Annotated in this window: 17 protein-coding genes and 5 tRNA genes; 20 read left to right on the plus strand and 2 right to left on the minus strand. The window is 61.9% G+C overall.

What is annotated here, in order from left to right:
• Positions 1-12 precede the first annotated feature (12 nt).
• The 9 genes from PPA02S_RS16945 to astE all read left to right on the plus strand — a co-directional run bounded on the left by PPA02S_RS16945 (position 13) and on the right by astE (position 9,761).
• Positions 13-777 (plus strand): ABC transporter ATP-binding protein, encoded by a 765-nt coding sequence (locus tag PPA02S_RS16945; RefSeq protein WP_028635503.1) that lies wholly within the window; start codon positions 13-15, stop codon positions 775-777.
• Between the two features lie 98 nt (positions 778-875).
• On the plus strand, positions 876-1,856 hold the full coding sequence (argR, locus tag PPA02S_RS16950; protein ID WP_028635504.1) for a transcriptional regulator ArgR: 981 nt from the start codon (positions 876-878) through the stop codon (positions 1,854-1,856).
• A gap of 271 nt (positions 1,857-2,127) precedes the next feature.
• Positions 2,128-3,348, plus strand: a complete 1,221-nt coding sequence (locus tag PPA02S_RS16955; RefSeq protein ID WP_028635505.1) for an aspartate aminotransferase family protein — start codon at positions 2,128-2,130, stop codon at positions 3,346-3,348.
• 135 nt (positions 3,349-3,483) lie between these two features.
• Entirely contained in the window at positions 3,484-4,503 is a 1,020-nt protein-coding gene (aruF, locus tag PPA02S_RS16960) for an arginine/ornithine succinyltransferase subunit alpha (protein ID WP_028635506.1), read from the plus strand.
• A gap of 69 nt (positions 4,504-4,572) precedes the next feature.
• The gene (gene astA / locus PPA02S_RS16965; protein ID WP_028635507.1) at positions 4,573-5,604 is read left to right on the plus strand and encodes an arginine N-succinyltransferase; all 1,032 of its coding nucleotides are present in this window, start codon (positions 4,573-4,575) and stop codon (positions 5,602-5,604) included.
• Positions 5,601-7,064, plus strand: coding sequence for a succinylglutamate-semialdehyde dehydrogenase (gene astD / locus PPA02S_RS16970; RefSeq protein WP_028635508.1), 1,464 nt, complete (start codon positions 5,601-5,603; stop codon positions 7,062-7,064). The genes astA and astD overlap by 4 nt, the downstream gene beginning before the upstream one ends.
• Positions 7,065-7,084: 20 nt before the next feature.
• Entirely contained in the window at positions 7,085-8,434 is a 1,350-nt protein-coding gene (gene astB / locus PPA02S_RS16975) for an N-succinylarginine dihydrolase (RefSeq protein WP_028635509.1), read from the plus strand.
• Between the two features lie 14 nt (positions 8,435-8,448).
• On the plus strand, positions 8,449-8,739 hold the full coding sequence (locus PPA02S_RS16980) for a hypothetical protein (RefSeq protein WP_016488488.1): 291 nt from the start codon (positions 8,449-8,451) through the stop codon (positions 8,737-8,739).
• Between the two features lie 11 nt (positions 8,740-8,750).
• Positions 8,751-9,761: a succinylglutamate desuccinylase gene (gene astE, locus PPA02S_RS16985; protein ID WP_028635510.1), complete on the plus strand. Its 1,011-nt coding sequence runs from the start codon at positions 8,751-8,753 to the stop codon at positions 9,759-9,761.
• A 5-nt stretch (positions 9,762-9,766) separates the two neighbouring features.
• Here astE and PPA02S_RS16990 read toward each other — a convergent pair whose 3' ends face one another.
• On the minus strand, positions 9,767-10,603 hold the full coding sequence (locus tag PPA02S_RS16990; RefSeq protein ID WP_028635511.1) for a hypothetical protein: 837 nt from the start codon (positions 10,601-10,603) through the stop codon (positions 9,767-9,769).
• 372 nt (positions 10,604-10,975) lie between these two features.
• Between PPA02S_RS16990 and alaS the strand changes: the two genes are divergently transcribed.
• The 8 genes from alaS (at position 10,976) to mgtE (ending at position 17,708) form a co-directional block, all read left to right on the plus strand.
• A complete protein-coding gene (gene alaS, locus PPA02S_RS16995; protein ID WP_028635512.1) occupies positions 10,976-13,600 on the plus strand; it encodes an alanine--tRNA ligase in 2,625 nt (874 codons plus the stop codon).
• 85 nt (positions 13,601-13,685) lie between these two features.
• Positions 13,686-14,921, plus strand: coding sequence for an aspartate kinase (locus PPA02S_RS17000; protein ID WP_028635513.1), 1,236 nt, complete (start codon positions 13,686-13,688; stop codon positions 14,919-14,921).
• A 167-nt stretch (positions 14,922-15,088) separates the two neighbouring features.
• Positions 15,089-15,277, plus strand: a complete 189-nt coding sequence (gene csrA, locus PPA02S_RS17005) for a carbon storage regulator CsrA (protein WP_023533771.1) — start codon at positions 15,089-15,091, stop codon at positions 15,275-15,277.
• 72 nt (positions 15,278-15,349) lie between these two features.
• Positions 15,350-15,440, plus strand: a tRNA-Ser gene (locus PPA02S_RS17010).
• Between the two features lie 104 nt (positions 15,441-15,544).
• Positions 15,545-15,621, plus strand: a tRNA-Arg gene (locus PPA02S_RS17015).
• A 73-nt stretch (positions 15,622-15,694) separates the two neighbouring features.
• Positions 15,695-15,771 (plus strand) — tRNA-Arg (locus PPA02S_RS17020).
• 70 nt (positions 15,772-15,841) lie between these two features.
• Positions 15,842-15,918, plus strand: a tRNA-Arg gene (locus PPA02S_RS17025).
• 347 nt (positions 15,919-16,265) lie between these two features.
• On the plus strand, positions 16,266-17,708 hold the full coding sequence (gene mgtE, locus PPA02S_RS17030; protein ID WP_028635514.1) for a magnesium transporter: 1,443 nt from the start codon (positions 16,266-16,268) through the stop codon (positions 17,706-17,708).
• A 63-nt stretch (positions 17,709-17,771) separates the two neighbouring features.
• On the opposite strand, the gene PPA02S_RS17035 is transcribed toward mgtE, so the two are convergent.
• Positions 17,772-18,098 (minus strand): Arc family DNA-binding protein, encoded by a 327-nt coding sequence (locus PPA02S_RS17035; protein ID WP_003254499.1) that lies wholly within the window; start codon positions 18,096-18,098, stop codon positions 17,772-17,774.
• Between the two features lie 345 nt (positions 18,099-18,443).
• Here PPA02S_RS17035 and phnN point away from each other — a divergent pair, with 345 nt between their 5' ends.
• The 3 genes from phnN (at position 18,444) to PPA02S_RS17050 (ending at position 20,248) form a co-directional block, all read left to right on the plus strand.
• Positions 18,444-19,037, plus strand: a complete 594-nt coding sequence (phnN, locus tag PPA02S_RS17040) for a phosphonate metabolism protein/1,5-bisphosphokinase (PRPP-forming) PhnN (protein WP_028635515.1) — start codon at positions 18,444-18,446, stop codon at positions 19,035-19,037.
• A gap of 110 nt (positions 19,038-19,147) precedes the next feature.
• Positions 19,148-19,224: transfer RNA gene (locus tag PPA02S_RS17045), tRNA-Arg, on the plus strand.
• A 124-nt stretch (positions 19,225-19,348) separates the two neighbouring features.
• On the plus strand, positions 19,349-20,248 hold the full coding sequence (locus PPA02S_RS17050) for an FRG domain-containing protein (protein WP_028635516.1): 900 nt from the start codon (positions 19,349-19,351) through the stop codon (positions 20,246-20,248).
• The last annotated feature ends 66 nt before the right edge of the window (positions 20,249-20,314 follow it).

Genomic DNA, 20,314 nt, shown 5'->3' on the forward strand with positions numbered 1-20,314 from the left:
AGAATCGACAGCATGTACAAACTCGAAGTCCAAGACCTGCACAAGCGCTACGGCAGCCATGAGGTGCTCAAGGGCGTTTCTCTGGCGGCCAAGGCTGGCGACGTCATCAGCATCATCGGCTCCAGCGGTTCGGGCAAGTCCACGTTCCTGCGCTGCATCAACCTGCTGGAGCAGCCCCACGCGGGCAAGATCCTGCTCAACAACGAAGAGCTGAAGCTGGTGGCAGGCAAGGACGGCGCGCTCAAGGCCGGCGACCCCCGCCAGTTGCAGCGCATGCGTTCACGCCTGGCCATGGTGTTCCAGCATTTCAACCTGTGGTCGCACATGACCGCGCTGGAGAACATCATCGAAGCCCCGGTGCATGTGCTGGGCATGAACCGCAAGGAAGCCCTGGAAAAGGCTGAGCATTACCTGGCCAAGGTGGGGGTGGCCCACCGCAAGGACGCCTTCCCGGGGCACATGTCGGGCGGTGAGCAGCAGCGCGTGGCCATTGCCCGCGCCTTGGCCATGGAGCCGGAAGTGATGCTGTTCGACGAGCCCACCTCGGCCCTGGACCCGGAGCTGGTGGGCGATGTGCTCAAGGTGATGCAGGCGCTGGCCCAGGAAGGCCGCACTATGGTGGTGGTCACCCACGAGATGGGCTTCGCCCGCGAGGTGTCCAACCAGCTGGTGTTCCTGCACAAGGGCCTGGTGGAAGAGACTGGCTGCCCGCGTGACGTGCTGGCCAACCCGCGCTCGGAGCGCCTGAAGCAGTTCCTGTCTGGCAGCCTCAAGTAAAGGCTGCTTTTTTGCACCACAATAGGGCATGCTGCGTTTCACGCGCAGCCTGACCCGGCGCATTGAATCGAACGACCCCAGGTTTCGGACCGCACCCTATGACCACCCAGCGAATCGGTTTTCTCATCTGGCCCAGTACCAGGCCCCTGACCTTGGCGCTGGCAGAGGAAGCCTTGCAGGTGGCGCAGCGGGTGCACCCTGAGGTGATCTACGACCTGCTCTTTCTGCAGGCCGAGCCTGCCCAGGACGGCAGCTGGCGTTTGCCTGGCGAGGCGTGGAACGGGCGCCTCGAAGGCTGCCACAAGCTGTTTGTGCTGGCCGACGAACCGCCTGCCGGTATAAGCGCCGCCCTGTCCGCTGCCCTCAAGCAACTGGCCCGCAGTGGGTGCATGGTGGGCGGGTTGTCTGCCGGGGTGTATCCGCTGGCCATGCTGGGCCTGCTGGACGGTTACCGGGCGGCGGTGCATTGGCGTTGGCAGGATGATTTCGCCGAGCGTTTCCCCAAGGTAATTGCCACCAGTCACCTGTTCGACTGGGACCGCGACCGCCTCACGGCCTGCGGCGGCATGGCGGTGACCGACCTGCTGCTGGCGGTGCTGGCCCGTGATCACGGGGCAGAGCTGGCGGGGGCTGTGTCGGAGGAACTGGTGGTCGAGCGCATCCGTGAAGGGGGCGAGCGCCAGCGGATCCCGTTGCAGAACCGGCTGGGGTCCAGCCATCCCAAGCTCACCCAGGCGGTGCTGCTGATGGAAGCCAACATTGAAGAGCCCCTCACCACCGACGAAATCGCCCAGCACGTGTGCGTTTCGCGCCGGCAACTGGAGCGCATCTTCAAACAGTACCTGAGCCGGGTGCCGAGCCAGTACTACCTGGAACTGCGCCTGAACAAGGCACGGCAGATGCTGATGCAGACCAGCAAGTCGATCATCCAGATCGGCCTGTCGTGCGGGTTCTCTTCGGGGCCGCATTTTTCCAGTGCCTACCGCAATTTCTTCGGTGCCACGCCGCGGGAAGACCGCAACCAGCGGCGCAGCAGCAGCCCGTTCGAATTGAGTTCGGCGGCGGTCGATAAGGGCTGAGTTCGTCGCAACGTGGTCGCGTGGGCGCCGCACTCCCGGCGGTGAACACCTCACAGCCCTCTATATGTGAACACCCGTTCACCCAGTCTTCGCTCTGCCGTACACTGCGCGATTGCGACAGTGTTTGTCGCATTGCCGAAAGCTTGGTTAAAACCGGGTGTTGCGCTGTAACAAGTTGTCGCTTGGCCGCAAGGCCGGGCGCAGTCCAATCCTTACAATCCCCCCCATCGCTCGCCACTTCCAGGCCAGCGTTCCTCTTCAGGAGACTCAGATGTCCGTTGAGCAAGCCCCGGTGCAACGTGCCGATTTCGATCAGGTGATGGTCCCCAACTATTCCCCGGCGGCGTTCATTCCTGTGCGAGGCGAGGGTTCCCGCGTCTGGGACCAGACCGGTCGCGAGCTGATCGACTTCGCGGGCGGCATCGCGGTCAACGCCCTGGGGCATTGCCACCCGGCGCTGGTCAAGGCCCTGACCGAGCAGGCCAACACCCTCTGGCACGTTTCCAACGTCTTCACCAACGAGCCCGCACTGCGGCTGGCCCACAAACTGGTGGAGGCCACCTTCGCCGACCGTGCGTTCTTCTGCAACTCGGGCGCCGAGTCCAACGAAGCGGCCTTCAAACTGGCCCGCCGTGTTGCCCATGACCGTTTTGGCCCGGAAAAACACGAGATCATCGCCACGGTCAACAGCTTCCACGGCCGCACCCTGTTTACCGTCAGTGTGGGTGGGCAACCCAAGTATTCCGACGGTTTCGGCCCGAAGATCACTGGTATCAGCCATGTGCCCTACAACGACCTGGAAGCGTTGAAGGCACAGATCTCCGACAAGACCTGCGCGGTGGTGATCGAGCCGATCCAGGGCGAAAGCGGTGTGGTCCCGGCAGACAAGGCCTACCTTGAAGGTGCCCGCGCGCTGTGTGACCAGCACAATGCCTTGCTGATCTTCGACGAAGTGCAGACCGGTGTTGGCCGCACCGGCTCGCTGTATGCCTATCAGCATTACGGCGTCACCCCGGATATTCTCACCAGCGCCAAGAGCCTGGGTGGCGGCTTCCCCATCGGCGCCATGCTCACCACCGCCGAACTGGCCAAGCACCTGGCCGTCGGCACCCACGGCACCACCTACGGCGGCAACCCGCTGGGGTGCGCAGTCGCCTGTGCGGTGCTGGATGTGGTCAATACGCCGCAGACCCTGGCGGGCATCAAGGCCAAGCATGAGCGCTTCAAGTCGCGCCTGGAAACAATCGGCAGCACCTACAACCTGTTCAGCCAGGTGCGTGGCGTGGGGCTGCTGCTGGGCTGCGTCCTGACCCCTGCCTGGCAGGGCAAGGCCAAGGACGTGCTCAATGCGGCCGAGAAAGAAGGCGTGATGGTGCTGCAGGCCGGCCCAGACGTGGTGCGCTTCGCGCCCAGCCTGGTGGTGGAAGATGCCGACATCGATGCCGGCCTGGACCGCTTCGAACGTGCTGTGGCCACGCTGACCCAGGCTTGACCCGGCCTGCTGTGCCTTCACCGGCCTGGCCCCACCCAGGGCAGGCCGGTGAAACCCGATTTCAGTGCAGGTGCCCAGGCGCCTGCCGTTTTTACGTGACGCCGTGAACGGCGCGTCTTCCAAAGGAGTGACACCATGCTGGTGATGCGCCCTGCGCAAATGGCTGATCTGAACGAAGTGCAGCGCATGGCTGCAGACAGCCCGATTGGTGTCACGTCTCTGCCGGACGATACTGCCCGCCTGGGCGACAAGATCGCCGCCTCTGAAACATCCTTTGCCGCCGAGGTGAGCTTCAACGGTGAGGAAAGTTATTTCTTCGTGCTCGAAGACAGCCAGACCGGCCAGTTGGCCGGTTGCTCGGCCATCGTTGCGTCGGCCGGCTATTCCGAGCCGTTCTACAGTTTTCGCAATGAAACCTTCGTCCACGCCTCGCGCGAGTTGAAGATCCACAACAAGATCCACGTGCTTTCGCTGTGTCATGACCTGACGGGCAACAGCCTGCTGACCAGCTTTTACGTGCTGCCAGAACTGGTGAACAGCGGTTGGGCAGAACTCAACTCTCGGGGTCGCCTGCTGTTCATGGCAGCCCACCCGGAGCGCTTCGCCGATTCGGTGGTCACCGAAATAGTCGGCTTCAGCGACGAGCAGGGCGAGTCGCCGTTCTGGGATGCCATTGGGCGTAACTTCTTCGACCTCAACTACGCCGATGCCGAGCGCCTGTGCGGGCTGAAAAGCCGCACGTTCCTCGCCGAGCTGATGCCGCATTACCCGATCTACGTGCCGCTGTTGCCTGACCAGGCGCAAGAGGCCATGGGCCAGGTGCACCCAAGGGCACAGATCACGTTCGACATCCTCATGCGCGAAGGCTTCGAAACCGAGCACTACATCGACATCTTCGATGGCGGCCCCACCCTGCATGCGCGCACTTCTGGCATCCGTTCCATCGCCCAGAGCCGCGTGGTGCCGGTGAAAGTCGAGCAGGCTGCCGGCAAGGGCGGGCGCCCGTACCTGGTGTGCAATGGCCAGTTGCAGGACTACCGCGCCGTGCTGCTGGACTTGGACTGGGTGCCTGGCAAGCCAGTGAGCCTGAGCCAGGAAGCGGCAGATGCATTAGGGGTGGGCGAGGGTGCCAGCGTGCGCCTGGTTGCCGCTTGAGGCCTGAGGGCGACGTTGCAGGTTTAGACGTGTTTCGCGCCGGCCGATGCCGACGCACAAGGAGATAGCATGATCGTTCGTCCTGTACGCAGCAGCGACTTGCCTGCGTTGATCGAGCTGGCGCGCAGCACCGGCACCACCGGCCTGACTACCCTGCCGGCCAACGAAGAGCGCCTTGGGCATCGCGTGGGCTGGGCGGAAAAGACCTTCCGTGGCGAAGCCGAGCGTGCCGATACCGATTACCTGTTCGTGCTGGAAAACGACGAGGGCCTGGTGGTGGGCATCAGTGCCATCGCCGGCGCCGTGGGCCTGCGCGAGCCCTGGTACAACTACCGGGTCGGGTTGACGGTGAGCGCCTCCCAGGAACTGAAGATCTACCGCGAGATCCCCACGCTGTTCCTGGCCAACGACCTGACCGGCAACTCCGAACTGTGCTCGTTGTTCCTGCGCCATGACCACCGCTGCGGCCTGAATGGCCGCCTGCTGTCGCGGGCCCGCATGCTGTTCATCGCCGAGTTTCCCGAGCTGTTCGGCAAGAAGATCATTGCCGAAATGCGCGGCATGTCCGACGCCCAGGGCCGCTCGCCGTTCTGGGAGTGCCTGGGCCGGCACTTCTTCAAGATGGAATTCAGCCAGGCCGACTACCTGACGGGCGTGGGCAACAAGTCGTTCATCGCTGAGCTGATGCCCAAGTTCCCGCTGTATACCTGCTTCCTGTCCGAGGCGGCGCGCAGCGTGATCGGCCGGGTACACGCCGATACCGAGCCGGCCTTGGCGATGCTCAAGCAGGAAGGCTTCAACTACCAGGGCTACGTAGACATCTTCGACGCCGGGCCGGCCATCGAGTGCGACACCGACAGGATCCGTGCGGTGCGCGACAGCCAGACCCTGGTACTGGCAATTGGTACCCCAGGCGACGACGCCACCCCTTACATCATTCACAACCGCAAGCGTGACGACTGCCGCATCACGGCTGCACCCGCGCGCCTGGCTGCCGGTACGCTGGTGGTCGACCCGCTGACCGCCAAGCGCCTGCGCATGGGGGCCGGGGACAACGTACGCGCCGTGCCGCTTTCGGCAGGCCGGGAGGGCCAGCGATGACTACCCACTACATTGCAGGTCATTGGCACGCCGGCCACGGCGAAGCGTTGCAATCGCTCAACCCGGTGACCCAGGCTGTGGTCTGGCAAGGGCAGGGCGCCGATGTGGGCCAGGTGGAGGCTGCGGTACAAGCGGCCCGGCAGGCCTTTCCGGCCTGGGCTCAGCTTAGCCTGGAGGCGCGCATCAGCGTGCTCGAACAGTTCGCTGCGCAGCTCAAGCTGCATACCGATGCGCTGGCCTACTGCATTGGTGAAGAAACCGGCAAACCGTTATGGGAATCGGCCACCGAAGTCACCAGCATGATCAACAAGGTGGCTATCTCGGTACAGAGCTACCGGGAGCGCACCGGTGAGAAAAGCGGGCCGCTGGCCGACGCCACCGCTGTGCTGCGGCACAAACCCCACGGGGTGGTCGCGGTGTTTGGGCCTTACAACTTCCCCGGTCACCTGCCCAACGGCCACATCGTGCCAGCCCTGCTGGCCGGCAACTGCGTGGTGTTCAAGCCCAGCGAGCTGACGCCCAAGGTCGCGGAGCTGACGGTAAATTGCTGGGTGGCCGCCGGCCTGCCCGCAGGCGTGCTGAACCTGGTGCAGGGTGCCCGTGAAACCGGTGTGGCGCTGGCTGCCAACACGGGCATCGATGGGCTGTTCTTCACCGGCTCCAGCCGCACCGGCAACCTGCTGCACCAGCAGTTCGCCGGCCGCCCGGACAAGATCCTGGCCCTGGAGATGGGCGGCAACAACCCGCTGGTGGTGGATGAGGTCAAGGATGTGCAGGCGGCGGTGTACACCATCATCCAGTCGGCATTCATTTCCGCCGGCCAGCGCTGCACCTGCGCGAGGCGCCTGCTGGTGCCGCAGGGGGCCTGGGGTGACGCGCTGCTGGCGCGCCTGGTTGAGGTGTGCAAAACCGTGACCGTGGGGGCGTTCGACCAGCAGCCTGCGCCGTTCATGGGCTCGGTCATCTCGTTGCAGGCCGCCCAGGCACTGCTCAGCGCCCAGGCCGACCTGGTGGCCAAAGGCGCAGTACAGCTGCTGGGCATGACCCAGCCGCAGCCGGGCGCGGCTTTGCTGACACCGGGCATTGTCGATGTCACAGCCGTTGCCGAACGCCCGGACGAGGAGTTCTTCGGCCCGCTGCTGCAGGTGATTCGGTACTCGGGCCTGGATGCTGCCATCGACGAAGCCAATGCCACCCAGTACGGCCTGGCTGCGGGGCTGCTCTCAGACTCCCGCGCCCGTTACCAGTACTTCTGGCTGCGCAGCCGCGCCGGCATCGTCAACTGGAACAAGCAACTGACCGGGGCTGCCAGCAGCGCGCCGTTCGGCGGCGTGGGTGCCAGTGGCAACCACCGCGCCAGCGCCTACTACGCGGCCGACTATTGCGCGTACCCGGTGGCTTCGCTGGAGGCCGACAGCCTTGCATTGCCGGCGACCCTGACGCCGGGTATCACCCTATAACAACGGTCGGAGCCTAGCCGATGAAATCCTACGAAGTAAATTTTGATGGCCTGGTGGGGCCGACCCACAACTACGGCGGGCTGTCCTACGGCAACGTGGCCTCCCAGAGCAACAGCCAGCAGGGCTCCAACCCTCGCGAGGCGGCGCGCCAGGGCCTGGCGAAAATGAAAGCGCTGGCCGACATGGGTTTCAAGCAGGGTGTGCTGGCCCCCCAGGAGCGCCCAGATGTTGCCGCGCTGCGCCAGCTGGGCTTTACCGGCAGCGACGCTGACGTCATCCAGCGTGCTGCACGTGAGGCCATGCCGCTGCTGGTGGCCAGTTGTTCGGCTTCCAGTATGTGGGTGGCCAACGCCGCCACCGTCAGCCCCAGTGCCGATACCGTCGACGGGCGCGTGCATTTCACGGCCGCCAACCTCAACTGCAAGTACCACCGCAGTATCGAACACCCCACCACCAGCCGGGTACTGGCGGCCATGTTCCAGCACCCGGCTCACTTCGCGCACCACCCCGCGTTGCCGGCCGTGGCTCAGTTCGGCGATGAAGGCGCCGCCAACCACACCCGGTTCTGCCGCGCCTATGGCGAGCCTGGCGTAGAGTTTTTCGTCTACGGGCGTAGTGCCTTCGACAGCCGCTACCCGGCGCCGCAGAAATACCCCGCCCGGCAGACCCTCGAGGCGTCCCAGGCCGTGGCGCGCCTGCATGGGCTGCGCGAGGACGGCGTGGTCTATGCTCAGCAGAATCCGGCGGTGATCGACCAGGGTGTGTTCCACAACGACGTGATCGCGGTAGGCAATGGTGAGGTGCTGTTCCACCACGAGGATGCCTTCCTGGACAGCGAGGCAGTGCTCGACCAGTTGCGTAGCAAACTGGCCGGCAAGGGCGGTACGTTGCAGGCCATCAGCGTGCCACGGGCGGCAGTGACGGTGGAGGATGCAGTGCGCTCCTACCTGTTCAACAGCCAATTGCTCAGCCGCGCCGACGGCTCGATGCTGCTGGTGGTACCCGAGGAATGCCGCAACAACGAGCGAGTCTGGGCTTATCTGGAGCAACTGACCACCCAGGGTACGCCCGTGCAGGAGGTGCAGGTGTTCGACCTCAAGCAGAGCATGCGCAACGGCGGTGGGCCGGCTTGCCTGCGCCTGCGTGTAGCCCTGACTGAAACGGAACTGGCGGCGGTGAACCAAGGCGTTATCATGACCGCCCCGCTGTACGACACGCTGCTGCAGTGGGTTGACCGCCACTACCGCGACCGCCTGGTCGATTCGGACCTGGCCGACCCGCAGTTGCTGGTGGAGTGCCGAACCGCACTGGACGAATTGACCCAGATACTCAAGTTGGGCTCGGTATACCCGTTCCAACGCCAACCTTGAAGAGAGACTTTGCAATGACCGATGCCCTGCGCCTGATCCTTGAAGATGAAGACGGCACCCAGCTGGAAACCTCGTGCACCCGCTTTGCCGTGGTCTGGCAAGGCAAGGAAGTGTGGATTCAGCAGGACGGCCGTGGCCAGTTGCTGATCGGGGTGGACGTGGATGAGGACGACACCGAATACGCCAACCTGCTGCTGCGCCCGATGGCCACCAACCTGGTCAGCCTGCAGCTGGAAATGGAACCGGCAGAGGTGGGTGAAGACGACGATCACGTGCACGGCCCGGACTGCGGCCACCACCACTAAGGAAGCCCGCTATGCTCGCCCTTGGCAAACTGCTTGAGCTGACCCTTACCGGCCATGAACCGGCCGAGAAGACCCAAGTGACCACCCAGGGCGTGCGTTTGCGCTGGTTGGGGCATGGCGCGCTGGAAGTGCGCCCAGCCGAAGGCGACGACTGCGGCCTCGATGTGTTGCTGTCTGCCGGCATTCATGGCAACGAGACGGCGCCTATCGAACTGCTTGAGCAGTTGCTGCACGGTGTGGCCAAAGGCGAAATCGTGCCCAGGGCGCGGGTGCTGTTTCTGTTCGGCAACCCCGCTGCCATCATCAAGGGCGAGCGCTACATCGAGCAGGACATCAACCGCCTGTTCAATGGCCGCCATGAGCAGACCAGCGGCATGGAAGCCTTGCGGGCTGCAGAGCTGGAGCAGTTTGCCCGGGTGTTCTTCAGCAAGCCTGGCCGTAGCCGCCTGCATTACGACCTGCACACGGCCATTCGTGGCTCGAAGGTCGAGCAGTTCGCCCTGTACCCCTTCAAGGAGGGTCGCCAGCATTCGCGCCGTGAGTTGGCACGGCTGGCAGCGGCGGGCATGCAGGCGGTGCTGCTGCAGCGCAAGCCGTCCATCACGTTCAGTGCCTTCACCTATGAGCAACTCGATGCCGAAGCCTTTACGCTGGAACTGGGCAAGGCGCGGCCGTTTGGCCAGAACGACGAAGTGAACCTCGACAAGCTGGCAGCGCGCCTGGTACGCATTCTGGAGGCGACCGAGCCGCAGGCAGAGCAGTCACTCGATGGGCTGCAACTGTTCAGTGTGGCCCGTGAAATCATCAAGCACAGCGACAGTTTCCACTTGCACCTGCCCGCCGACATCGAGAACTTCTCCGAATTGAGCAAGGGCTACCTGCTGGCCGAAGACCTGGCAGAAATGCGCTGGGTGGTGGAAGAAGAGGGCGCGCGCATCATCTTTCCCAACCCGAAGGTGAAGAACGGCCTCAGGGCCGGGATCCTGATCGTGCCCACAGAGGGGCACGACCTTTCGCCCTGACCCGCTTAGCCGCCGGTGGCCGGGGCGGGCAGCAGCACGTCTGGCGCCAGCGCGTCGTAGGCTTGTTGCAGCAACCTTGCCAGTGTGGTCAAACCGTCCAGGCCGCTGGCTTCGTACGGGTCATAGAGCACCGCGGTGTAGTCGCCTGACACCCGGTGGGCGTGCTCGTTGGGGATCACCCGCTCCAGGTCGAAGCCTGGGCCGAACTGGGCCGGGCCTGCGTAGCATTGCATCAGCACCATGTCCGGCACGGTTTCGTAGCGCTGGCGTGCGGTATCCAGCAACTGCTTGAGCGCCGGGTAGCCGGGCAGCAGCAGCAACTGCTCGTACACCCTTGCCTGGAACTGGGGGGTGCCATACAGGTACAGGTTGTCGAGCGCCGTCACATCGAAGCGGTTGTGCGGGTCGGCATGGTTGTCCACGCGCAGCGGCTGGGCGATACCTTGGCCGATGCCTTCCGGCGCGTCGTTACCCAGAAACAGCAGGTGCAGGCGTTGCTCGGCAGTGGCGTGCTGGATGATGAACGTTTGGCCGGCCACCTTCAGGGTGATGTCCTTGTCCTGGCTCAGCTCTGCATCGGGGCTCGACAACCACGCCAGGATCTCGTCGCACTCCCCGATGCGCTCATCGCCATCGTAGGCGGTGATCAGCCTGCGCTGGAGGGTTGCCAGTGGCGAGGTGTGCAGGTCGAACAGCTCGTAATCGTAATAGATCCGTGTGCTGTGCAGGCCGGCTTCGCTCACGATGTCGTGGGCAATGGCTTCATCCATTTCGCCGTGGGCCGCAATTCGGGTTTTGTCATTTGCATCCAGCAGGTGTGTGGTTGCTACAGGTGTCGTCATGTTCGGGGCCTCCAGAGAATGAAAGGCCAGACTACGGAGCGCGCGGCAGCGCGGTGCATTGCACATCTAGCACCGTGCAGGTAAGGCCTGTGCTAGCGCCAGGGCAGGGGCGAGCGTAGATGAAATCCTTTTAACTCACCGCCTGTTCCATTTTGCCCGGGCATGAGCGCTAATGGCTTGCCAGTAGCAAAAGGCAGGCTTTAGCATCGGGGCATGTCGTTTTCGCGTGCATGCCCCGAAAAACCGCCGAAAGCGCGGTTTGTATCGCATAAACACACTGCATCGAGACTACAGGACCGATATAATGCGGCCCTTTGCCGTCGTTTCGTCGACGCTTTGCCCAGACGGGCCGCCGTTTCCGTGGAAGAACCTATGAAAAGCGCAGAAATCCGTGAAGCCTTCCTTCGCTTCTTCGAAGAGCAGGGACATACCCGAGTCGCGTCCAGTTCGCTGATTCCGAACAACGACCCCACCCTACTGTTCACCAATGCCGGCATGAACCAGTTCAAGGACTGCTTCCTCGGTGCGGAGAAGCGCGCCTACACCCGTGCTGTCAGCAGCCAGAAGTGCGTGCGCGCCGGTGGTAAGCACAACGACCTGGAAAACGTCGGCTACACCGCGCGCCACCACACCTTCTTCGAAATGCTGGGCAACTTCAGCTTTGGCGACTATTTCAAACGTGACGCCATCACCTTTGCCTGGACCTTCCTGACCTCGGACAAGTGGCTGAACCTGCCCAAGGACAAGCTGTGGGTCACCGTCTACGCCACCGACGACGAAGCCTACGACATCTGGACCAAAGAAGTCGGCGTGCCTGCCGAGCGCATGGTACGCATCGGCGACAACAAGGGCGCACCCTACGCGTCGGACAACTTCTGGACCATGGGCGACACCGGCCCGTGCGGCCCGTGCACCGAGATCTTCTACGACCATGGCGCCGACATCTGGGGCGGCCCACCCGGCTCGCCCGAGGAAGACGGCGACCGCTACATCGAGATCTGGAACAACGTCTTCATGCAGTTCAACCGCACCGCGGACGGGGTACTGCACCCGCTGCCGGCCCCTTCGGTAGACACCGGCATGGGCCTGGAACGCATCAGCGCCGTGCTGCAGCATGTGCACTCGAACTATGAGATCGACTTGTTCCAGAACCTGCTGGCGGCGGCTGCCAAGGCCATCGGTTGCAGCAATGAAGGCCAGGCCTCGCTGAAGGTGGTCGCCGACCATATTCGCTCCTGCGGTTTCCTGATCGCCGACGGTGTGCTGCCGTCCAACGAAGGCCGTGGCTACGTGCTGCGTCGCATCATCCGCCGCGCGTGCCGCCACGGCAACAAACTGGGTGCCAAGGGCAGCTTCTTCTACCAGATCGTCGGCGCACTGGCGGCCGAAATGGGTGAAGCCTTCCCTGAGCTGAAAAGCCAGCAGGCGCACATCGAGCGTGTGCTCAAGGCCGAAGAAGAACAGTTTGCCAAAACCCTCGAGCAGGGCCTGCGCATCCTCGAGCAGGACCTGGCCCAGCTTCAGGGCGACGTTGTACCAGGCGACGTGGTGTTCAAGCTGTACGACACCTACGGCTTCCCCATGGACCTGACCGCCGACATTGCCCGTGAACGCGAGCTGACCATCGACGAGGCTGGTTTCGAGCGTGAAATGGACGCGCAGCGTGAACGTGCGCGTTCCGCCAGCGCCTTCGGCATGGACTACAACAGCCTGGTCAAGGTCGACAGCGCCACCGAGTTCCTGGGTTACGACGCTACCGAAGGCGAGGGCAAGATCATCGCCCTGTACAAGGACGGCCAGGCGGTGGACCAGCTGGGCGAGGGCGAGCAGGGTGTGGTCGTGCTTGACCGCACACCGTTCTACGCCGAGTCCGGCGGCCAGGTGGGCGACTCCGGTTTCCTGCAGGCCGGTGTTGCGCGTTTCGACGTGCGCGACACCACCAAGACCGGCGGCGCGTTCCTGCATCATGGGGTGGTGGCCAGCGGTGCGCTGGTGATTGGTTCGCCGGTGCAGGCCAAGGTTGACGAGCAGGTGCAACACGCCACCTCGCTGAACCACTCCGCTACCCACCTGCTGCATGAAGCTCTGCGCCAAGTGCTGGGCGAGCACGTGCAGCAGAAAGGCTCGCTGGTCGACAGCCAGCGTCTGCGCTTCGACTTCAGCCACTTCGAGGCGGTTAAACCGGAGCAGATCAAGGCCCTGGAAGACATCGTCAACCGCGAAGTGCGCAGGAACACGCCGGTGCAAACCGAGCTGACCGACATCGAGACCGCCAAGGCCAAGGGTGCCATGGCGCTGTTCGGCGAGAAGTACGGTGATACCGTGCGCGTGCTGACCATGGGCGGTGATTTCTCGGTGGAGCTGTGCGGCGGCATCCATGCCAAGCGCACCGGCGACATCAGTGTGTTCAAGATCATCAGCGAAGGTGGCGTGGCTTCCGGCGTGCGCCGTATCGAAGCTGTCACCGGCGCTGCTGCGCTGGCCTACCTGAACGCTGCCGAAGAGCAGGTGAAGGAAGCCGCGCAACTGGTGAAAGGTAACCGCGACAACCTGATCGACAAGCTGTCGGCTGTGCTCGAGCGCAACCGCCAGCTGGAGAAGCAGCTGGAACAGCTGCAGGCCAAGGCCGCCAGCGCCGCAGGGGATGATCTCTCCAATGCGGCCGTGGAGGTCAAGGGCGCCAAGGTGCTAGCCGCCCGCCTGGATGGGCAGGATGGCAAAGCGCTGCTCGCCCTGGTCGATCAGCTGAAGAACAAGCTCGGCCATGCAGTGATCCTGCTGGGCAGCGAGCATGAGGGCAAGGTCGTGCTGGTGGCCGGCGTGACCAAAGACCTCTCCGGCCAACTCAAGGCTGGCGAACTGATGAAACAAGCCGCTGCGGCAGTGGGCGGCAAGGGCGGCGGGCGCCCGGACATGGCACAGGGCGGTGGCGTAGACGTCGCCGCGCTGGACCAGGCCCTGGCGCTGGCCGTGCCGTTCGCAGAGCAGGGACTTTGAGATGAAGGGCAGGGCGGCCTGGGGGCCGGCTTGCCCTTCATGTTGGATTGTTTTTTGGGGCCCTTTGGGCTGAGGCACCATTGAAATGGCGTTGATCGTACAGAAATTTGGCGGCACCTCTGTCGGTTCCATCGAGCGGATCGAACAGGTAGCCGATAAGGTCAAGAAACACCGCGAAGCGGGCGACGACCTGGTGATCGTGCTGTCGGCCATGAGCGGTGAAACCAATCGCCTGATCGACCTGGCCAAGCAGATCAGCGAGCAACCGGTTCCGCGTGAGCTGGACGTGATCGTGTCCACCGGCGAGCAAGTGACCATTGCCCTGCTGGCCATGGCCCTGATCAAGCGTGGTGTGCCGGCGGTGTCCTACACCGGCAACCAGGTGCGCATCCTCACCGACAGCGCGCACAACAAGGCGCGCATCCTGCAAATTGATGACCAGAAGATTCGCGCCGACCTCAAGGCCGGGCGCGTGGTCGTGGTAGCGGGCTTCCAGGGTGTGGATGAGCATGGCAGCATCACCACCCTGGGGCGTGGCGGCTCCGACACCACTGGTGTGGCCCTGGCGGCTGCATTGAAGGCTGACGAGTGCCAGATCTACACCGATGTCGATGGCGTCTACACCACCGACCCACGGGTGGTGCCGCAGGCCCGTCGCCTGGAGAAGATCACCTTCGAAGAGATGCTGGAAATGGCCAGCCTCGGTTCCAAGGTGCTGCAGATCCGTTCGGTGGAGTTCGCCGGCAAGTACAACGTTCCGCTGCGCGTGCTGCACAGCTTCAAGGAGGGTCCGGGTACCCTCATTACCATTGATGAAGAGGAATCCATGGAACAGCCGATCATTTCCGGTATCGCCTTCAACCGTGATGAAGCCAAGCTGACCATCCGCGGCGTGCCTGATACCCCTGGCGTGGCCTACAAGATCCTCGGCCCGATCAGCGCCTCGAACATCGAGGTCGACATGATCGTGCAGAACGTTGCCCACGATAACACCACCGACTTCACCTTCACCGTTAACCACAACGAGTACGAGAAGGCCCAGAGCGTGCTGGAAGCCACTGCTCGCGAGATGGGTGCCCGGGAAGTGATCGGCGATACCAAGATCGCCAAGGTGTCCATCGTCGGCGTAGGCATGCGTTCGCATGCCGGCGTTGCAAGCCGCATGTTCGAGGCCCTGGCCAAGGAAAGCATCAACATCCAGATGATTTCCACGTCCGAGATCAAGGTGTCCGTGGTGATCGAAGAGAAGTACCTGGAGCTGGCGGTACGTGCACTGCATACCGCGTTCGAGCTTGATGCGCCTGCCCGACAGAGCGAGTAACGCCTTGCCTGGAAGGGCGCGGCTTGCCGCGCCCTTCGCGTTTCTGCCCGTTGCGCAGGCCCTGTCCTGCCATGCGCGATGGGCAACCGGCGCCCGTGCCGTCGTCCACGGCGCGGTGCCGAACCCCAAGACTGTAATCCCTGAATGTTTTGCGTAAGGAGAAAGCTATGTTGATTCTGACTCGTCGGTGCGCCGAGAGCCTGATCATTGGAGATGGCGAGATCACCGTGACGGTGCTCGGCGTCAAAGGCAACCAGGTACGCATCGGTGTGAGCGCCCCTAAAGAAGTGGCCGTGCACCGTGAAGAAATCTACCTGCGGATCAAGAACGAGAAGGACGAAGAGCCAAGCCTTTAATTCTTTTGAAGTTTTTTTCAAAAAAAGGGTTGCAAACGAGGAAGAGCCTGTTTAATATTCGCCTCGTGTTGCGGTGAGGTGGCCGAGTGGCCGAAGGCGCTCCCCTGCTAAGGGAGTATACCTCATAAGGGTATCGGGGGTTCGAATCCCCCCTTCACCGCCATTATTCGCTTAGGGCGCTGTAAACAGTAAGACGCTAAGTAGTTGTTTTTAAACGAAAAGTTCTTGCAAAAATGTTTTAGTGACCTATAATGCGCGGCAAGACACGGACTCATAGCTCAGCTGGATAGAGTACTCGGCTACGAACCGAGCGGTCGCAGGTTCGAATCCTGCTGAGTCCGCCACTTTTGAAGTGGCTTTGTTTGCAAGGCTGCTTCAAATCAACCAGTGGTAATCTGGTCTAAAACTACCAACGACGGACTCATAGCTCAGCTGGATAGAGTACTCGGCTACGAACCGAGCGGTCGCAGGTTCGAATCCTGCTGAGTCCGCCACTTTTGAAGTGGTTTTGCTTGCAAAGCGGCTTCAACCACCAGTGGTAATCTGGTCTAAAACTACCACCATGGACTCATAGCTCAGCTGGATAGAGTACTCGGCTACGAACCGAGCGGTCGCAGGTTCGAATCCTGCTGAGTCCGCCATACCCAATACAAAAAGCCCGCTCACATGAGCGGGCTTTTTGTTTGTGCGCGATTGTTAATCCCGCGCCTGCATCCGTCACATGCTTGTGCTTTCCTGCTCAGGATTATCTGTGGCACGGAAGGCTTCGAGTGTTGTCCCATCTCTATCGCGCAAACGATTGTTCTGCCCAAAAATTTAAGCGATCTAGCGCCGCGACCCGTGTATGATTGCGCCCGTCAGCCCCGCCGGGGCTTGTGGAAAACCACCATGGACTTACCCAGTAGTCACTTACCAACCGTTTTCATACCGCTAGATCCAATCGATTGATTCCCCCGGCGTGCTCCGCTGCTGGGAGTGGAGTTCGCCTATGACCGAAGTAGAAGTAAAGAAAACTCAAGACAGCCTGCAGGACCGCCTGGCTCAGGTTGTCGAACTGCTGCAGCGTCAGCGCCTGGTCGAAGACCTCACCCACCGTCAGGAAGGCGCGCACAACGACCTGGTCGAAAACCTGGTCCATCGCCAGAACCTCGTCGAGCTGCAACGCAAACTCGATGACCTGCACCCCGCCGACATCGCCTACATCCTCGAAGCCTTGCCCCTGGAAGACCGCCTGACGGTCTGGCAGCTGGTGCGCTCGGATCGCGATGGCGACATTCTGCTGGAAGTGTCCGACGCCGTTCGCCAGTCGTTGATCGCCGACATGGACGACCACGAGCTGCTCGCCGCGGCCAAGGACATGGACGCCGACGAACTGGCCGACCTTGCGCCTGAATTGCCCCGTGACGTCGTTCATGAGCTGATGGAAACCCTCGATGCCCAGCAGCGTGAGCGTGTGCGCTCGGCGCTGAGCTACGACGAGGAGCAAGTCGGTGCACTGATGGACTTCGAGATGGTCACCATCCGCGAAGACGTCACGCTCGAGGTTGTACTGCGTTACCTGCGCCGCCTGAAGGAGCTGCCCAACCACACCGACAAACTGTTCGTGGTGGATAACGACGGCATCCTCAAGGGCGTATTGCCCATCAAGCGTCTGCTGGTCAATGACCCGGACAAGAAGGTGGCTGATGTGATGGCTACCGACCCTGTGTCGTTCCACCCTGAGGAAGACGCCTACGATGCAGCTCAGGCGTTCGAGCGTTACGACCTGGTATCGGCGCCGGTGGTGGACAAGGCTGGGCGCCTGATCGGCCGTTTGACCATTGACGAAATGGTCGACCTCATTCGCGAAGAGAGCGAAAGCGAAGTGCTGAACATGGCCGGCCTGCGCGAAGAAGAAGACATCTTCGCTTCGGTGTGGCGTTCGCTGCGCAACCGCTGGGCCTGGCTGGCCATCAACCTGATTACCGCTTTTGTCGCCTCGCGGGTCATTGGCCTGTTCGAAGGCTCCATCGAGAAGTTGGTGGCGTTGGCTGCACTGATGCCGATCGTTGCAGGGATCGGGGGCAACTCTGGCAACCAGACCATTACCATGATTGTCCGCGCCATGGCGCTGGACCAGGTGTCGCCGGGCAATACCAGCCGGTTGATGCGCAAGGAGCTGGCGGTGTCGCTGCTCAATGGCTTGATCTGGGGCGGGGTAATCGGCGCTGTCGCGTTCTGGCTGTACGGCAGCTGGTCGCTGGGCCTGGTGATGACGGCCGCGATGACGCTGAACCTGCTGTTGGCCGCATTGATGGGGGTGCTAATCCCCATGACCCTGACCCGCCTGGGGCGGGACCCTGCCATGGGCTCCAGTGTAATGATCACCGCCGTGACCGACAGTGGCGGTTTCTTCATCTTCCTGGGCCTTGCCACGGTGTTCCTGCTTTAGGCAGTACACACCGCGCCCATAAAAAAGCCAGCTTTCGCTGGCTTTTTTATGGGCCTGAAAAACTCAGGAGGCGTCTGCGGCCATTTCCACATCGTGAGCGATGAGGGCCACCAGTGCATTCTGCTGGCGGTGCGACAGCTGGCGGAAGCGTTGCAGCAGCTCGCGCTCGTGCAACGACAGCTCGGGGCTGTCCAGGCGCATGCTCAACTCATCACCGAGCGCACCCTCCTGGATGAGGCTCTGCTCCAGGCGTGCGATGATTTCCGAGTTCATGCTGCGGTGGTGGTTGCGTGCTACCTCGGCAATGCGCTCACGCATCCCGTCTGGCAGGCGGACGACGAACTTGTCAGCAGTGCGGCTCGAATAGATAGCCTGTTTCATTGGGCGCATATAAGTTGACCAGATTTTGGTTCAGGGGAAGCGGTTCTCAAATTGGCCGCGCGGGGTGGAAATAAGACCGTAGCAACGACAAAATGTTCAACCGGCAGTGAAAATGGACGCACATATTGCCTCATTACCGCCGTTTCCTTGGCGTCAATTCTGTGACAAATAGTGAGCCGGATAAAGGCTTTTTGCCAGTACCAATTATCAGAAATGAGCACTGGTTCGAAAAGTTTCACATTTACGCCTGGTCACGAACGTCAGGCTTGAGCCATTGATTCGTAGCAAAACCCGGCAAAAAAGCTTGGAAAAATCCTCAAATGCGCCGGCTTCCTACTCAAGAGCATAGTGACTATGCACCATGACGCAAGCGGTACCCCTTCATGCACCGGCAAATTGATACTACTCATGGGACCCTCAGGTGCCGGGAAAGATTCCCTGATCGACGCCGCCCGAGACCGTCTTGCGGTGGCGGGGGTTCAGGTTGCCCGCCGAATCATCACCCGCTCTGCCGAATCGAAGGGTGAGGCCGCCATCGGTGTAACACCTGCGCAGTTCGCCACGCTGCGCGAGGAGGGCGCGTTTGCCATGCACTGGCAAGCCAATGGGCTGGGCTACGGCATACCCCGCCAGGTGGATGACTGGTTGGCAAACGGTATCTCCGTGTTGGTGAATGGCTCGCGGGCCTACCTGCCACAGGCGCGTCAGCGTTACCCCGACCTGCTTGCGATACGGTTGGATGTGCAGCCTGACGTGCTGCGCCAGCGCTTGTTGGCACGCGGTCGCGAAACGTTGGAAGAGGTGGAGCAGCGCCTGGCTCGCAATGCCGGCCTGCAGTCCACCTACGACCCGAGCGTGCGCATACTGGACAATTCGACCACCCTGCAGGCCGCCGTCGGCGCCCTGTTCGAACTGCTTCACCAGGAAGGGGTTGTGCCGGGTGAATGACGGGGCAGAAAAGGATTACGCGAAAAACCCTGCTCAGCACATGACAAACCCGGGCATGCTGGTTAACATGCTCGCCGTTCCGCTGTGCAGCGCCTGCTGCCGGCCGCTGCGTCTCAGTAGCTCAATTGGATAGAGCATCCCCCTCCTAAGGGGAAGGTTGCAGGTTCAATTCCTGCCTGGGACGCCATATAAACAAAGGCCTCCACCGAAATCAGCAGTTACGCGTCACAAGGACGTGGGTGCTGGGTGGGTGCAAACGAAGCCTCGCACAGAGACGATCTGGCGGGGCTTTTTTCGTGCGAGGAGGGTTTATGGCAAGGAAGCATCCCGCGTTCGTTGAGCGCCATTACGAAACTGCAGACGAGCTCTGGCTTGCCGTTTCGCCGATCTCAAAGGTCAGTGATGGTCCAGAGGACTTGATCTACCGGGGCCAGGCCGACGCCCGGTGGCCACTTGTGCCATCCATACTGAGGCCGCGCCAGCAGCCTCCTAGGGTTTGCCATCCCGAAATGGTCGACGCGAGTGAGATGGTTTTTTACGAAATCCTCATGCTCAACGAGTTTGCTCGCCACTGCGATTCTATCGGGATAGCTGTGCCCAACGACTCTCCGGGCTTTAGGAGAGACGTAATTGAATCTCAAACCGCAGACCGTTATCTCAAAGAACCTTCGCTCTGGCCTAACCCAGAGGTACTTGATCTGATGGCGATGGCACAACATCACGGCGTGCCCACAAGACTGCTTGACTGGACTACCAAGCCATTCACCTCGCTCTACTTTGCCGCAAGCTTTGCTCTAGCTAACTTTAACTCCTGGGTTGCTGAGCAACGTCTAGCGATCTGGGTTATGAATCGATCTGGGCTGGGACTCCATCAGCAGATAAGGCTCCATACGTCACCCGGGGTCGTTAGCAAACATCTAGCAGCCCAGGGTGGCCTTTTCAGCATCCACCCTCATTCGGGATCACGCCGCGGCGAATTTCAAGTGCATGGCCTCGAAAACTATTTCGATGATATTCCTTCGCCGCTTTTCAAGCTGACACTGCCCGTGTTCGAATCAGCCCGGCTTCTGCGGCTGTGCTGCAAGGCTGGGTTCAGTGGTGCTGAGATTTACCCTACACCGGACGGAGCAGGAAAGGCCGTCCTGGACGGTTTGAACATCGAAGCGGCTGGGCATCATTGGAATAAAAAGGAAGTCCTAGTACGTTCCTAAGGCAGCATAGCCGAGTCTGCCTGCCAGTGATCAGGAGAAAACTATCAGGCCATAGTGTTCTCGAAA

Source organism: Pseudomonas parafulva NBRC 16636 = DSM 17004, assembly GCF_000730645.1.
In the GTDB taxonomy this organism is placed as follows: Bacteria; Pseudomonadota; Gammaproteobacteria; order Pseudomonadales; family Pseudomonadaceae; genus Aquipseudomonas; species Aquipseudomonas parafulva.

What these genes read in the sequence shown, in the direction of transcription:
- aruF (WP_028635506.1), top strand. Translation starts at nt 3,484, where the DNA reads ATGCTGGTGATGCGCCCTGCGCAAATGGCTGATCTGAACGAAGTGCAG.
- alaS (WP_028635512.1), top strand. Translation starts at nt 10,976, where the DNA reads ATGAAAAGCGCAGAAATCCGTGAAGCCTTCCTTCGCTTCTTCGAAGAG.
- PPA02S_RS16945 (WP_028635503.1), top strand. Translation starts at nt 13, where the DNA reads ATGTACAAACTCGAAGTCCAAGACCTGCACAAGCGCTACGGCAGCCAT.
- PPA02S_RS16980 (WP_016488488.1), top strand. Translation starts at nt 8,449, where the DNA reads ATGACCGATGCCCTGCGCCTGATCCTTGAAGATGAAGACGGCACCCAG.
- PPA02S_RS17050 (WP_028635516.1), top strand. Translation starts at nt 19,349, where the DNA reads ATGGCAAGGAAGCATCCCGCGTTCGTTGAGCGCCATTACGAAACTGCA.
- PPA02S_RS16955 (WP_028635505.1), top strand. Translation starts at nt 2,128, where the DNA reads ATGTCCGTTGAGCAAGCCCCGGTGCAACGTGCCGATTTCGATCAGGTG.
- PPA02S_RS17000 (WP_028635513.1), top strand. Translation starts at nt 13,686, where the DNA reads ATGGCGTTGATCGTACAGAAATTTGGCGGCACCTCTGTCGGTTCCATC.
- argR (WP_028635504.1), top strand. Translation starts at nt 876, where the DNA reads ATGACCACCCAGCGAATCGGTTTTCTCATCTGGCCCAGTACCAGGCCC.
- PPA02S_RS16990 (WP_028635511.1), bottom strand. Translation starts at nt 10,603, where the DNA reads ATGACGACACCTGTAGCAACCACACACCTGCTGGATGCAAATGACAAA.
- mgtE (WP_028635514.1), top strand. Translation starts at nt 16,266, where the DNA reads ATGACCGAAGTAGAAGTAAAGAAAACTCAAGACAGCCTGCAGGACCGC.
- astE (WP_028635510.1), top strand. Translation starts at nt 8,751, where the DNA reads ATGCTCGCCCTTGGCAAACTGCTTGAGCTGACCCTTACCGGCCATGAA.
- PPA02S_RS17035 (WP_003254499.1), bottom strand. Translation starts at nt 18,098, where the DNA reads ATGCGCCCAATGAAACAGGCTATCTATTCGAGCCGCACTGCTGACAAG.
- phnN (WP_028635515.1), top strand. Translation starts at nt 18,444, where the DNA reads ATGCACCATGACGCAAGCGGTACCCCTTCATGCACCGGCAAATTGATA.
- csrA (WP_023533771.1), top strand. Translation starts at nt 15,089, where the DNA reads ATGTTGATTCTGACTCGTCGGTGCGCCGAGAGCCTGATCATTGGAGAT.
- astA (WP_028635507.1), top strand. Translation starts at nt 4,573, where the DNA reads ATGATCGTTCGTCCTGTACGCAGCAGCGACTTGCCTGCGTTGATCGAG.
- astD (WP_028635508.1), top strand. Translation starts at nt 5,601, where the DNA reads ATGACTACCCACTACATTGCAGGTCATTGGCACGCCGGCCACGGCGAA.
- astB (WP_028635509.1), top strand. Translation starts at nt 7,085, where the DNA reads ATGAAATCCTACGAAGTAAATTTTGATGGCCTGGTGGGGCCGACCCAC.